The sequence below is a fragment of the Anaerobacillus alkalidiazotrophicus genome, from assembly GCF_001866055.1.
This window is the reverse complement of record NZ_MLQS01000017.1, coordinates 452087-465793: the sequence shown is the minus strand read 5'-3', so window position 1 is coordinate 465793 and position 13707 is coordinate 452087. Positions and strand designations below refer to the sequence as shown.

Below are 13707 nucleotides of genomic sequence, written 5' to 3'. Positions count from 1 at the left end.
TTCACCTCAACTTTCATTTATTCAACGTTGCCATCTAAAATCCTTTTTTCTTTTGTTTATTTTTTCTTCAATATCATCACTTTTTTGTAAAAAAACTAAAAATTTTCTTAAAGGATATGCAAACAAGATCATGAATACACTATTGATAATGATACTCGGCAAAAGTCTTTCTCGAAAAAAGCGCTCATGGACAAGTTCAGTTATTCCAATCATTGTATGTAAACCGAAAACTAGATAGTCTAATAATACCGTACCAAAAACCGCTGTAATAATTAATAAAAACAGATTTTTTTGAAATATCTTATATGAAAACCCTAAAAAATAAGCGATTAAACCCATACTAAAAATATATATACCTAAAATATGAGTATAAACAACATCTTGGAACAAACCTAAAATCAGACCATAAACAGTACCTAATGCTCTTCCAAAAAAAATACTTAAAACGAGAACAACAAGAAAAGCAAATCGTGGAATGATAAAGTACTCAGATCCGAACCGTTCTGGAGAAAAAGTTTGCATAATCGTTCCCTCAATAATAAAAAGGAGGAAAATAAGAAAAGGAAGGAAAAAGCGAACCATATTATCCTCCCTCCTGTTTTGAAATTATCTCATCATCAAGTTGCGGGCTAGTACGTTCGATAATTAATACATAATCTAGATTATGAAAGCTCGCTGATGGTTGGACGTATGCATTTTTTGTCAGTCCATATTCATCTGCCTCAACACGAATTATTTCTCCAATTAACAATCCTTGAGGGAAAACTCCACCTAATCCAGAAGTAATGACTTTTTGACCTTCTTCGATTTCGGCATCTGCCTCTATTTTACGGAGCATCAATGCTCCAGATATCTCATCATATCCCTCAATAAAACCAAATACTTCTTTATCTTCGGCATCCACCATTGCAGAAATACGATTCGTACGATCGTGATCTGTTAGTAGTTGAATAGTAGAAGTAAATTGTGAAACATGTTTAACCTTACCAACCAAGCCCTTTGATGTAATAACGGCCATATCTGTCTTGACACCATGCTGTTCACCTTTATTTATACCGATATATTCATTCCAACGATCTGGAGAACGATGAATAACTAGGGCTGGCCTAACCTTATGATCAAATAGGCTTTCTGTAATGTCTAACGCTTCTTTTAAATTTTTATTTTGCCTTCTTAATACATTAACCTCTACTGCAGTTTCGGCATAATGATCTAGGTGCGCTTTTAATATCTGGTTTTCTTCATATAAATTTTTCATATTATTTACGTTCTCAAAGAAACCCGCTACATAAAGAGCGGGTTGTTGGAAAACGGTCTGGACCCAACCGACTGAATCTTTGACAAACTGCTCGGGCCATGTTAAGCTTCGTCGATCATTCATGGAGTAGCCTACTAATGCCACCAATAGAATAATACTAACGAGAAGCACTATTAGTCTTTTATTTGAAAAAAATTGGGGCATTTAACACACCTACTTACTTACGATTTGAACGAACTGTAATACCTGCCTTCGAGCGGAACAAATGAAGATTTTCTAAAGCTCTCCCTGTTCCAAGCGCAACACAATCTAACGGATTTTCAGCCACCAATACTGGCATATGTGTCTCATCACTTAATACTCTATCTAAATTACGTAATAAACCACCACCACCAGTTAGAACAATACCACGATCCATAATATCTGCTGCCAATTCTGGTGGAGACTTTTCTAATGTGTTTTTCACTGATTCAATAATAGTGTTAACTGTATCTGCAAGCGCCTCTGCTATTTCCACTGCAGTAATCGAGATTGTTTTTGGTAAACCAGTAACAAGGTCACGACCGCGGATATCCATATCATCAATACCTTCTGGGACACCTGCAGAGCCTATTTCAAACTTAACAGCTTCAGCTGTACGCTCACCAATCATTAAGTTATAAGCTTTCTTAATATATTGGATAATTGCATCATCCATTTCATCGCCTGCTACACGAATTGACTGGCTCGTAACAATACCACCTAATGAAATAATCGCAACTTCAGTCGTACCACCACCGATATCGACAACCATACTACCAGTAGGCTCCCAAACTGGAAGATCTGCACCAATTGCTGCTGCAAAAGGCTCTTCAATCGTATAAGCTTCACGCGCTCCCGCCTGTTTTGTAGCATCTTCAACCGCACGTTTTTCTACTGCGGTAATTCCTGATGGTACACACACCATCACATTTGGTTTACGGGTGAAAATCGATCTACTTTTTTGTGCTTGCCTAATAAAATATTTCATCATAGTTGCAGTTGTATCAAAGTCTGCAATTACACCGTCTTTCATTGGTCTAACTGCTACAATATTTCCTGGTGTTCTACCGATCATGTTCTTTGCATCATTACCAACTGCTTCAATAGTACCTGTATCTGTTCTAATCGCAACAACAGAAGGTTCACGAACGATAACACCTTTACCCTTCACGTAAACTAGGGTATTAGCTGTACCTAAATCTATTCCTAAATCTTTTGAAAAACCACCAAACATGTATGTATCTCCCTTCAATCGAAAAGCGTTACCGCTAAAAATGTTATTCTAGTTGTATATGGTTCCTTGGCGCTTATCAACAAATTATTTAGAATTGTTTTTTATTACCACCAATAAGCTTACACTTTTTTAATGCATAAATAAATCCATAAATTTGATTATATATAAAAAAAATAAAAAAGGATAGTGATTTCATGGAGAATATCGAAGCTAAAAAAAACAAATTTGAAAGTAAGCGCTTCAAAGCGCCTACTTTCAATATTCCTCTTTTTCACGAACTTTTTTCCAATTTAAACATACCCCTTCTCCTTCAAACTTACAAATTTCTTCTCACCAATAATAATGTGATCCAAAACTTCGATTCCAATTACTTTTCCACTTTCAACAAGACGCTTAGTGACTTCAATATCTTCTCTACTTGGGGCCGGGTCCCCACTGGGGTGGTTATGAAGACAAATAATTGATGCAGCTGAATGTCGAAATGCCTCTTTGTATATCTCCCTTGGGTGTACAATACTAGCATTAAGACTTCCAATAAAAATTGTTTTTTTGAAAATAACATGATTTTTTGTGTTGAGATATAAACATACAAAATGTTCTTGTGTTAAAAAACGCATGTCTTCCATCACATAGCGAGAAACATCTTCTGGTGAGCGAATAATAAAGCGATCTTCTGCCTGCAGTTTATGAATTCTACTCCCCAATTCTATCGCCGCAAGAATTTGTACTGCTTTTGTATCACCAATACCTTTTATGCTTTTCAATTCCTCAACCGTTGCTTCTTTTAAAAGACGTAATCCGTTAAAATGATGTAAAATTCGTTGAGATAACTGAATGACAGATTCCTGCCTTGTCCCGGAACCTAAAATTGTTGCAATGAGTTCGTGGTTAGATAGAGCTTGAGCCCCCTCTTTTAACAGACGTTCCCTTGGTCTTTCTCCACTTGGTACATCACGAATCATTAGTGGTTTTGCTTGCATAAATTCTCCTCCTTTTTCGTGGGAGCAGCTTTTGATGCAAGACATGGTATCGAAAACTTAAGCGACTCCCGATTAAACTTCGAAAGTTTTTAACTCTCTTATGGTCCTCGCTAGTGGTAGTCCGACAACAGTAAAATAGTCACCGTGAATTTTTTTGACAAATAAAGCACCTAACCCTTGTATACCATAGGATCCAGCCTTATCAAAAGGTTCACCACTTGCAATATATTGAAAAATTTCTTCGTTTGTTAGCTCCCAAAAAGATACAACTGTTTTTTCGTGAAAGAGTACAGTTTTCTCTTTTGAGAGTATTGCTACACCAGTGTATACATCATGATCGTTTCCTGAAAGGAGTTGGAGCATTTCTGTTGCTTCAGTTTCATTATTAGGCTTTCCTAAAATTTGCCCATTTATAGAAACAATTGTATCAGCTCCGATAATAATACTATCATCATGACGTAATAAGACATCTTTTGCCTTTCTCATCGCAAGCTCTTCTACTACTTCATTTGGGGTCGTTTCATCTACGTTTTCATCAACTGTGCTTGTGGAAATAGAAAATTCAAGCTTCCCTTGTTCAAGAAGCTGTTTTCGGCGAGGTGAGCCAGAGGCTAATATGAGTTTTTTCACGAAGATTCTCCTTTGTCTAATTATTTTTCTCATAGCTGTTCAAAACGTTACCTTGAGGACCAAAAGGTAGGGCAGCAAAATATGTGCCTATTTTTTGAACTTCATGTAAAAAGAAAATTTTGTACAAAGGATATACTTAGGATACCAAATTGTACAAAATTTTCAATTATTTTTTTTATTTTTAAATTATTTTCTCCACCAAGATACTATATCGTTGAACCACTCCAACTAGCTATAGTTTTATGTCGGTTGGTTTTGGTAAACTAAGACATTTACTTATTCAAAAAGTAGATCTGCCCCAGCAATTCCAGGTACAGTCATTTCATTTGGATCTAGAATAACTTTTAACTCTTCCTCTGAGAGTATCCCTTTTTCAATACAAATTTCTCTAACTGGACGTTTTGTCTGAATGGCTTCTTTTGCAATTCTAGCTGCTACCTCATATCCTACGTGTGGGTTTATTGCAGTAATAATTCCAACACTTCCTTCTACCATATCTAAGCAACGCTCTCTGTTAGCAGTTATTCCCTCGATACAGTATTCTTTAAATACTTTCATTCCATTTTGAAGAATTGATAAAGATTGTAATAAATTAAATACTAATACAGGTTCCATCACATTTAATTCTAATTGACCTGCTTCAGATGCTAAAGAAATCGTGTGATCATTACCAATCACTTGAAACGAGATTTGGTTTATGACTTCACACATAACCGGGTTGACTTTACCAGGCATAATCGATGAACCTGCTTGGCGAGGTGGCAAGTTAATTTCATTTATTCCAGTAAGCGGGCCAGAACTCATCAATCTTAAGTCGTTAGCAATTTTTGATATATTAATCGCTAATATTTTTAATGAACTCGAAAGTTCAGTATATGCATCGGTATTTTGCGTAGCATCAACAAGATCTTCAGCACTTTTAAACGGCATACCTGTATGTTCTGCTAAATATTTTGCAACAAGAGTAATATATTCTGGTACTGCATTTAATCCAGTACCTACAGCGGTGGCTCCCATATTAATTTCATATAAATGACCGACCGAATTTTCAATGCGTTTTAAATCACGAGACAAAACACGTTTATACGCACCAAACTCTTGCCCAAGACGAATAGGTACAGCATCTTGAAGATGGGTACGCCCCATTTTTATGATTTGATCAAATTCTTTTTCTTTTTTCTCCAATGCAGTAATTAATTCATGTAATGAACTTGTAAGCCCTCTAGCTAAATGTAAGCAGGCAATATGGATTGCTGTTGGAAACGTATCATTTGTTGATTGGGCCATATTAACATGCGAATTCGGACTAACTGTCATGTAGTCTCCCTTTTTCCCCCCGAGGAATTCAATTGCCCGATTAGCAATTACTTCATTTGCATTCATATTAAATGAAGTCCCAGCACCACCTTGTATCGAATCAACAACAAAATGTTCAATGAGCTTTCCTTCAATGATCTCGTCACTCGCTTTAACGATGGCATCAGCAATTTTTTTATTTAATACCCCTACATCGCGATTTGCCATTGCTGCTGCTTTTTTTACAAACCCGAACGCTCGAATTAATTCACGGTGTGGCGGATAACCAGTGATTGGAAAATTCTCAATGGCACGTGCCGTTTGGATCCCATAATAAGCGTCTTGAGGTATTTCCTTTTCTCCCATTAAATCGCGTTCAATTCGAACATTTGACATGTAAAAACCTCCACCTCTTTGTCTATTTGTTGCATCTAACGTGTGACATTCATTTCAGCTTTACCCTAACATTTTTATATTATGTACAACATTAGTTATAAATTGTAAAAAGATAAAAGTCTAATGAATTTCATAATTGCTTATTTTCGCTACTCTGATACTAAATGTTGTTGGATGAAGATCGTTTCCAACAACATTTAGACTTATGTAGCTCCATTTAGGTAATTATGAAATTCACTCAGTCAAAACAAAAATAAGAAAAAGAATAGAGGCTGAACTCATTGATCGTTTATACGACGTTTGAGTCATCCTCTTTTGCCATTTTAGAATTACGTAAAGGTCTTCACTAACTTCTCATAGGCTAACATTCCATCTAATAAGAATTGTTGTACTTGCCATAGGTTGTTTGATTCTTGAGAAGAAGCAAAACTTAACATACTTTGATAAGCATTATCTAATGCGTGTTGAAAATCGTTAGCTAACGTTTCTTGTTCACTATCTTTAAAAGGGTTCCCTAATGATACAAGTATCTCATTAGTTGCCTTTAAATCAGCTAGGGTTTCGTCTGTTACTAATGATGATCCATTAGCTAGTCCATTTACGGATAATAAAATTAGTTGTTGGTATAAATCTACACTTGTTTCTAGGAAAAGAGATTGTTCTTGACTATCAACCGTACCTGAAGTTGTAACAGCATATGGCTTTACATATACATCTTGTCCATTAGCCTTATAATGCTCGGCTAAAACATTCGCTTGTTCTCGGTCTATACCAAGGCCAATAAATAAATAGATAGGCTCGGTTGTATTTGTGATCGCTGCTGCAAATCCTTTATTTTGGATAGACTGCGCTGTTTCAGTAGCTTTATCTACTAAAGAAAACGCACCACCTTGCACAATCTCGACTCCAAGAACAGGAATTTGTCCATTCATAACCACTTCCGGGGCTTCAATTTCTGTTGTCGCGATTTCTGTAGCTTGTACAGGATTTATCACTTCCATGGCTTGTGGTTTATCACCAGTAAAGATCGTTAACATCATAAAGCCAAAACTAACACCTACGATAATTGCAGACATAACAATACCAATAATTCCTAAGGGAAGGTCTTTGATTTTAAATTTAAAATCAAACTTTTGTTTCTTTTTTCTTTTTGTTGGTGGCAACTTAGGGGCTTGTTCACTTTTTCCATCATCCCAAAAAGGCCCCTCTAACTTTTTTTTATTATGACGCCTCTCCCCTAAGTCAACAATTTTAGGTGAAGAATCGTTTGTTTCGTTTTCAGGGAGGATCCAATGAAATTCATCCTTTTGATCCTCTTCTTGAGTTGCACTTATCTCCTTTTCTAGTAAATGCTCATAGGCGTGCTTGTCCTTCTCCAGCTCTTCATACCGTTTCTCTTGTCCATTTAATACGATTGAAATTCGCCGGTCATTCTTCTTCGTATTGTCCAACATTGCCAGCTCCTTTCTATAATCAATTTACTATAGTCTATTAATAAATATTGATAGATAGAACTAGAAAAATAAAAGGGATATAGAAATAATTTCCTAAAAAAGAACAAGACTTCTGATAAAATGTCTTTTACACGTAGTACACTTTAAGTCAGTCTTGTTCTAATTTTTTTATTGGATGAGAAGCGGACTTTGTTTCTCACTAGGGTTAGGATGAATAACTTTTGGTACCTCATCACTCAACTCATATAAATCAGGGTAATAAAACGTACTTACTGTTACAAAAAACTCAAGATACTCTTGAGGATCGTGAATGATTTCTGTTTCTTGCGCTCCTATAAATGAAATGTTATCTATACTTACTATTCTAGGTAAACGGTCGATCTCAACAAGAAATTGAAAAAGATCTTCATACATTTTTGCATTGACTGTTACACTTACATTCATTACCACTATTCCTTCTATTGTATCAAACGAATTTTCCAAGTTTTCTTCCACGTCTTCTTGAACCACAGAATGAACGGTTGAATCCTGATCAATAGTCATTGAAATAATGTAGCTGTTTGATAATGCCTCTACTCTCTGAAAATCTAATAGTAATTGGTCCATGAGTGGCTCAACTGGTAGCTGCCTTTGCAGTTCAGTTGTTTCTTCAATATGGTCCTCTTCTTTTAAAAGACTTTTTTCTAATGTCAATAAAATTTGTTTTTCAGTTTCAAGTTGGTGAGTTACCTGATCGATAATCGTTAATTTGGGGTAAATCAAATAAAAGTAGCAACCCAGGTAACTAATGAAAACTAAAACTATTCCAGTAATGAGAGTGATCAGTTTTTTCTTCGTAAATGATACTTTCATCTATGAGTCCTCCCTTACAAGAAAAGCTGATCGATTTACTTTTATTGTAAAACTAGCAACATACCTCGGTAAAATATCATCAACTATCGTTTCATTTCCAACCATCATTGCTGTTTCAATACTCGTTAAATGAACAGAAAACATATATGGAGACTTATTTAGCTCATAACTATAGGCAGCAATGGAAGACATTTGGTCAAAATAAGCAATTATCGTTACCTCGTCAGGTTTTTGAAAGTAAAACTGTGAGAAATAACCATGTTCAGGCAATAATCTCACCACCTCATTTAGAAGCATTGAAGTTGGAATAACTCTTTTTTCTAAAGAATAAATTGCTGTTTTCAATTGTTCATGATAGGAAGCTGGCTTATCGTCGAATAACTGCTGTTTTAGGGAAATTTGTTCCTGAACGAAGGAGCGCTCGTCTGTAAGAGCATCAATTTCTACCTCATATTTATTACTATGGACATAAATGAATAGTAAAGAAACGAGTAATAGGACAAAGATCACCGTGACGATTAGCCAATTCGTTATATCTTTTTTATCTTTTTCCGTTAATAAATTAATTTCAACTAACATCGTGAACCTCTTTTTTCAAAGCTAATCCTACAATTTCATAGAAGCGTTCAGGTATCTCTTTTCCATTCATAGTCTTAATTGACTCTTTGCTTATCGTTTCGATATCAATATCAAAAGATTTTTGAAATTTCTTCCTAATATCACTTAAATATGGATGATCTCCGACTACAACCAATTTTGTTACACGATATTTTCCTTGCCTCATACTGTAACGATAATAATTCATAATCCGCTCAACTTCCGTTATGATGTCTTGTACTTGGTTTTCTATCTCACTTTGATTTCCTTCCCAAGAAACTTCTTCGATACCTTCACCTTCGTTCAAATACCTCCACTTATTTTCGGTCGATAGCTTTATGTGCCTCATAAAAACAGGTTTCTGATTATGAAAAATTGTAATATTTATTGATAGTAAATCAACTTGTACAAACAAAAAATGATCATTTTTATTATCTCGATCCAAAAAATGTACTAATCTGTATAGAGATAAAACTGAGATGTCGGCAGCATTCGGCTTTACCTTCACTTCAGTTAATAAATTTACGTATTCCTGGACTTTCTTTTCTGGTGTAGCAATTAACAAAACTTCTCTTTGACCATCTTTCTCACCTAAGTTATGGATATCAAAGGTAGCTTCATCAAACGGCAGATGTACCGTTTCGCCAATAACTGTATATAAATACCCCTTTATTTCATCTACTTTTATGCTAAGGGGTACTTGAACATGACGTAAAACCGTATAGGCATCAGGAACAATAAACTGAACATAATGTTTCTTTAACTGCCATTCTTCAATACAATCCTGCAATATCCCTTCTAACGTTTCCCACTCGACGATTTTCCCATCATGAATCACTCCAGTAGGTAAATACCTTTCTCCAAAGGAATCAATACTAGCTAAGTCTGCTCGCTTTGCATGAACAAAGCGAATCACATGATCTTTAATGATTATCGCTGTTCTCATTTGCTTTTTTCCACGAAAAAACACCACAGTTTTTCACCACGTTTCTAATGACAATGATTCTAACTAATTTTACCACCATTCAGTAAGCAGGGTCATTATACTTCATAATTAAAAGGTAAACTTGTCCGATTTTCAGAATCGTTTCTCCCAAACCAAATTTTCCCTTTTTTCTGTTGTAGGTAAATGCCCATTTAATAGTGGGATATAAATAAACTCCAATACCATGTAAAAATCTCTTTTTCGAAAAAATAAGTGATGAGAGTTGCTATTACGATAAATGGTCCAAATGGTATGGGCTCACCACGCCTTATTTTCCCTAACGTTAAACCTATTATACCAATAATTGCCCCGATCAATGTAGAAAGAAAAAAAGCAAGTAAAACCCCGGACCACCCTAAAGTAATCCCAATGACAGCAAATAATTTAATGTCACCGCCACCCATACCACCTTTACTAATAATGGCAATGGCTAGTAGTAAAGTAAAGCCGATAACTCCACCTAAAAATGGGTTCCACCATGTGTCTAAAGGCGCTACAAACAAACGCATGACTAAAAGAATTGGTGCAAAGAAAAGTAAAACTTGATCTGGGATTATCATATAGTGGATATCAGAAACAAAAATGATAATGAGTAATGAAATGAAAACCCAAGCAACAATAGTTTCCAATGTAAGCCCAAATTGATAAAATGCATAAACAAATAAAAGACCCGTAGCAGCCTCTATGAAAGGGTAGATGGGAGATATTTTCGTCCCACATCCTTTACACTTCCCCTTTTGAAATATGTAAGAAGTAACAGGAATCAATTCTAATGCAGATAACGTCCGCTTGCATTTTGAACAGTGAGAACGGGGACGAACAATCGATTGACCATTCGGCAACCGCAAACCAACGACGTTGTAAAAAGACCCTAGGACAAGACCTAGGGTGAAGGTGTAGAGGTAGATACTTGCCATCATAAATAAGTGACATACCTTTCTATGAATATTTATAATAACTCATTTTTTCTCACATACTATTAATCAACAATCGTTTTACCTTCTCTAGCAAAATCATTTAATTGTTATTAATCATTAGGATCAGGATCACTTTCTTTCTTTTTACCATCTCTAGCAAAGTCATTTAATTCTTTTTCAGTAACACTTCCATCTACTGTACCACCTATTTTTTGAACTGCTGGATGTCCACTTATTGAAAATTCTACTCCATTACGTGTAACAGTATAATTAGTATTATTTTGATCTACTTTCTCTAAATATTCCTCCAATTTTCTACTATTATCTTTACCAGTATGTGTCCATTTCATTGCAGCTCCATTAGCAGCTCGATCTAATTTAGCTGCGTTAATGATCTGGATTGCCTCTGCTACAATTGCTTTATCCTCAGTTTTACTTATTATCCCACCTATACTCGGTACTGCAATCGCTGCAATAATCCCTAAAATAACAATAACTGCTAACAATTCAATTAACGTCAAACCTTTTTGGTTTTTTAACAATTTTCTCATTATCTTTCCTCCATTAATAAGTTTTTTTGAAGTTTACTTAAAGCTGTTTGCAACGAAATGACTTTAAAAATAAAAGACGACCAACTCTTCTATATCCATAAATTTATGCATATACAAAATTTGGCCGGTTGCACTACTAGCTCCAAATCATCCAAGTGCCCAAATATAGATGATTCTTCTTTGCTTCAAAATATTGTTTTATTTAATACTAATACTATTATAATACTATTAATAGTTTTCTTCTAGTAGTTTTATATCATTTTGACTAGTACTTTTTATGACTTTTTACCCAATATTTTCAAAAATCTGAAACATTGGTATGGCAATCGAAGCAACGATAACTCCGACTATACCTGCTAGAACGACTATCATTAAAGGTTCTATTAATGATTTAATGCGTTCTGTAGCGATGTCTACTTCTGTCTCGTAAAAATCGGCGACCTTGTCTAGCATTGTGTCAAGTGATCCCGTTTTCTCTCCTACTCGCACCATCTGAGTTACAAGTGGTGGAAAAATCCAATGGGCTTCCATAGGACCCGCTATCGATTCCCCTTTTTCTAGTGCGTTTCGGGATTCACGGATTACCTTTGCCACTACTTCATTTCCTACTATTTTCTCAACGATCGAAACTGCATGTAAAATTGGGACTGATGAAGAAAATAGTGACCCTAGTGTACGTGTCATTCTTGCTAATACCGCTTTTTGAAATAATGATCCAAAGATAGGAATTTTCAAAATTAATAAGTCAAAATAATATTTATAGCGTCGATTTTCTTGAATGACTTTAAAAGCGACAACCATGCCAATAAATAATAAAATTAGCAACCACCAAACTTTTTTAAAAACACTACCAGCTGATAAAACCATCTTGGTAATCAACGGAAGCTCTGAATCGAATGATCGAAACAAATCAGCAAATGTCGGAACGACGAATGACAATAGAAAGACGACAACAATTATCGCAATAGAGCCTACGACTGCAGGATATGAAAGAGCAGAAATTACTTTTTGTCTAGTAAGATATTGCTTTTCATAATAAGTAGCTAACCTTTCTAAAACCTCATCTAAATTCCCGCCTACTTCACCTGCACGAAGCATATTTGTAAACAAGGCTGGAAAAACTTTTTTATGAGCTTCAGCAGCTTCAGAGAATGGATTTCCAGCTCGAAGTTCTATTTCAATTGATTTTAATGTATATTGTAATCGTTTCGAGTTTGTTTGTTCAGCTAATATACTAGTCGCATCAATAACTGAAATTCCAGCTTTTAGTAACGTTGAAAATTGACGTAAATACATGACAAATTGTTGTGACTTTACCGCACTTCCAAAGGAAATATCTTTATATAATAGCCCCGTTAATTCTTCAATTTCCTTCAAAATCATTCCATCAGCGATTAATGTTTCTTTTGCTTCTCTCTCTGAGAAACTTTTTATTCGTCCTTCTTTTAACTTACCGGTTCTATCTCTTGCAGTATACTTAAAATACGGCATTACGACCCCAACTCACTAACATAAGGTTGAGCAACTTCCTCACTTATTTTTTTCTGTTCTAAGAGCTCTTTTATTGACATTTCAAGAGTATGCATCCCTACTGCCCTACTAGTCTGCATGACACTTGTTATTTGATGTATTTTTTCATTTCGTATTAAGTTTTTTATAGCAGAATTATTAATTAATATTTCCGTAGCAGCGCAACGACCTTGATTATCTGCAGTTGGTAGTAATCGTTGAGACACAATTGCCTTTAATACAGAGGCAAGCTGTATTCGAACTTGCGGTTGTTGGTTTGGTGGAAATACATCAATAATTCGATCAATGGTAGCGGGAGCATCTGTCGTGTGCAACGTCCCTAATACAAGGTGACCTGTTTCTGCAGCGGTAATAGCTGTAGAAATTGTTTCTAAATCTCGCATTTCCCCTACCAAAATAACATCAGGATCTTGACGTAAGCACGCACGGAGACCATTAGCAAAATTTTGAGTGTCAAACCCTATTTCTCGTTGATCAATAATACATAGGCGATGTTTATGCAAGTATTCTATTGGATCTTCCAACGTAATAATATGCTTTCGATAGGTGTTATTTACATGATCAATCATCGCAGCAAGAGTCGTTGACTTTCCGCTTCCAGTTGGACCTGTGACAAGAACAAGTCCATGTGGTTTTTTGGCTATATCTTTAAGAACTACTGGCATGTTTAATTGTTCGAGTGTTGGTATGCTTGTCGGTACAACTCGTATAGCCATACTAACACAGGAACGTTGAAAATAAGCATTTATCCGAAACCTAGATAAACCAATTATTCCATGAGAAAAGTCCAATTCACCTTTTTTCAAAAAAACCTTCCAAAGTCCTTCTGAAATGATTGATTTAGCCATTGCTTCTGTATCATTTGGCTTTAAAATATCTTCTCCAAACTGTTTTAGGTCACCGTTAATTCTCATAACAGGAGGAACACCGACTGTTAAATGTAAATCAGATGCACCCTTTTCAAAAGCCGCTCTTAACAATCCTTCAAGTCGTTCTTTCATTTCAT

Annotated in this window: 14 protein-coding genes and 1 riboswitch; all 14 genes read right to left on the bottom strand. The window is 35.4% G+C overall.

Going from position 1 to position 13707, the window contains the following annotated elements; genetic code table 11:
• Positions 1-21: 21 nt before the first annotated feature.
• The gene (gene mreD / locus BKP45_RS12440; RefSeq protein WP_071389990.1) at positions 22-582 is read right to left on the bottom strand and encodes a rod shape-determining protein MreD; all 561 of its coding nucleotides are present in this window, start codon (positions 580-582) and stop codon (positions 22-24) included.
• A 1-nt stretch (position 583) separates the two neighbouring features.
• The gene (gene mreC / locus BKP45_RS12435; RefSeq protein ID WP_071389989.1) at positions 584-1462 is read right to left on the bottom strand and encodes a rod shape-determining protein MreC; all 879 of its coding nucleotides are present in this window, start codon (positions 1460-1462) and stop codon (positions 584-586) included.
• Between the two features lie 13 nt (positions 1463-1475).
• Positions 1476-2513: a rod shape-determining protein gene (locus BKP45_RS12430; protein WP_071389988.1), complete on the bottom strand. Its 1038-nt coding sequence runs from the start codon at positions 2511-2513 to the stop codon at positions 1476-1478.
• Positions 2514-2803: 290 nt separating this feature from the next.
• Positions 2804-3493, bottom strand: coding sequence for a RadC family protein (radC, locus tag BKP45_RS12425; protein WP_071389987.1), 690 nt, complete (start codon positions 3491-3493; stop codon positions 2804-2806).
• 72 nt (positions 3494-3565) lie between these two features.
• The gene (locus tag BKP45_RS12420) at positions 3566-4123 is read right to left on the bottom strand and encodes a Maf family protein (RefSeq protein ID WP_071389986.1); all 558 of its coding nucleotides are present in this window, start codon (positions 4121-4123) and stop codon (positions 3566-3568) included.
• 276 nt (positions 4124-4399) lie between these two features.
• Positions 4400-5815 (bottom strand): aspartate ammonia-lyase, encoded by a 1416-nt coding sequence (gene aspA / locus BKP45_RS12415; RefSeq protein WP_071389985.1) that lies wholly within the window; start codon positions 5813-5815, stop codon positions 4400-4402.
• A 329-nt stretch (positions 5816-6144) separates the two neighbouring features.
• Positions 6145-7269 (bottom strand): SPOR domain-containing protein, encoded by a 1125-nt coding sequence (locus BKP45_RS12410; protein WP_169824105.1) that lies wholly within the window; start codon positions 7267-7269, stop codon positions 6145-6147.
• A 168-nt stretch (positions 7270-7437) separates the two neighbouring features.
• Positions 7438-8121 (bottom strand): type 4a pilus biogenesis protein PilO, encoded by a 684-nt coding sequence (locus BKP45_RS12405; protein ID WP_071389983.1) that lies wholly within the window; start codon positions 8119-8121, stop codon positions 7438-7440.
• The gene (locus BKP45_RS12400; RefSeq protein WP_071389982.1) at positions 8122-8700 is read right to left on the bottom strand and encodes a PilN domain-containing protein; all 579 of its coding nucleotides are present in this window, start codon (positions 8698-8700) and stop codon (positions 8122-8124) included.
• Positions 8690-9664 (bottom strand): type IV pilus biogenesis protein PilM, encoded by a 975-nt coding sequence (gene pilM / locus BKP45_RS12395; RefSeq protein WP_169824104.1) that lies wholly within the window; start codon positions 9662-9664, stop codon positions 8690-8692. The genes BKP45_RS12400 and pilM overlap by 11 nt, the downstream gene beginning before the upstream one ends.
• Positions 9665-9855: 191 nt before the next feature.
• Positions 9856-10623: a prepilin peptidase gene (locus BKP45_RS12390; RefSeq protein WP_071389980.1), complete on the bottom strand. Its 768-nt coding sequence runs from the start codon at positions 10621-10623 to the stop codon at positions 9856-9858.
• A gap of 107 nt (positions 10624-10730) precedes the next feature.
• A complete protein-coding gene (locus BKP45_RS12385) occupies positions 10731-11171 on the bottom strand; it encodes a type II secretion system protein (RefSeq protein WP_071389979.1) in 441 nt (146 codons plus the stop codon).
• Positions 11172-11284: 113 nt separating this feature from the next.
• A riboswitch (cyclic di-GMP riboswitch) is annotated at positions 11285-11368 on the bottom strand.
• 88 nt (positions 11369-11456) lie between these two features.
• The gene (locus tag BKP45_RS12380) at positions 11457-12662 is read right to left on the bottom strand and encodes a type II secretion system F family protein (protein ID WP_071389978.1); all 1206 of its coding nucleotides are present in this window, start codon (positions 12660-12662) and stop codon (positions 11457-11459) included.
• The gene (locus BKP45_RS12375) at positions 12662-13702 is read right to left on the bottom strand and encodes a type IV pilus twitching motility protein PilT (RefSeq protein ID WP_071389977.1); all 1041 of its coding nucleotides are present in this window, start codon (positions 13700-13702) and stop codon (positions 12662-12664) included. Before BKP45_RS12375 ends, BKP45_RS12380 begins: the two co-directional genes overlap by 1 nt.
• Positions 13703-13707: the final 5 nt, after the last annotated feature.

Excerpts from the sequence above, each read along its gene's own strand:
- aspA (WP_071389985.1), bottom strand. The coding sequence starts at position 5,815 with ATGTCAAATGTTCGAATTGAACGCGATTTAATGGGAGAAAAGGAAATA.
- BKP45_RS12400 (WP_071389982.1), bottom strand. The coding sequence starts at position 8,700 with ATGTTAGTTGAAATTAATTTATTAACGGAAAAAGATAAAAAAGATATA.
- BKP45_RS12385 (WP_071389979.1), bottom strand. The coding sequence starts at position 11,171 with ATGAGAAAATTGTTAAAAAACCAAAAAGGTTTGACGTTAATTGAATTG.
- BKP45_RS12405 (WP_071389983.1), bottom strand. The coding sequence starts at position 8,121 with ATGAAAGTATCATTTACGAAGAAAAAACTGATCACTCTCATTACTGGA.
- radC (WP_071389987.1), bottom strand. The coding sequence starts at position 3,493 with ATGCAAGCAAAACCACTAATGATTCGTGATGTACCAAGTGGAGAAAGA.
- mreC (WP_071389989.1), bottom strand. The coding sequence starts at position 1,462 with ATGCCCCAATTTTTTTCAAATAAAAGACTAATAGTGCTTCTCGTTAGT.
- mreD (WP_071389990.1), bottom strand. The coding sequence starts at position 582 with ATGGTTCGCTTTTTCCTTCCTTTTCTTATTTTCCTCCTTTTTATTATT.
- BKP45_RS12430 (WP_071389988.1), bottom strand. The coding sequence starts at position 2,513 with ATGTTTGGTGGTTTTTCAAAAGATTTAGGAATAGATTTAGGTACAGCT.
- BKP45_RS12375 (WP_071389977.1), bottom strand. The coding sequence starts at position 13,702 with ATGAAAGAACGACTTGAAGGATTGTTAAGAGCGGCTTTTGAAAAGGGT.
- BKP45_RS12380 (WP_071389978.1), bottom strand. The coding sequence starts at position 12,662 with ATGCCGTATTTTAAGTATACTGCAAGAGATAGAACCGGTAAGTTAAAA.
- BKP45_RS12390 (WP_071389980.1), bottom strand. The coding sequence starts at position 10,623 with ATGATGGCAAGTATCTACCTCTACACCTTCACCCTAGGTCTTGTCCTA.
- pilM (WP_169824104.1), bottom strand. The coding sequence starts at position 9,664 with ATGAGAACAGCGATAATCATTAAAGATCATGTGATTCGCTTTGTTCAT.
- BKP45_RS12410 (WP_169824105.1), bottom strand. The coding sequence starts at position 7,269 with ATGTTGGACAATACGAAGAAGAATGACCGGCGAATTTCAATCGTATTA.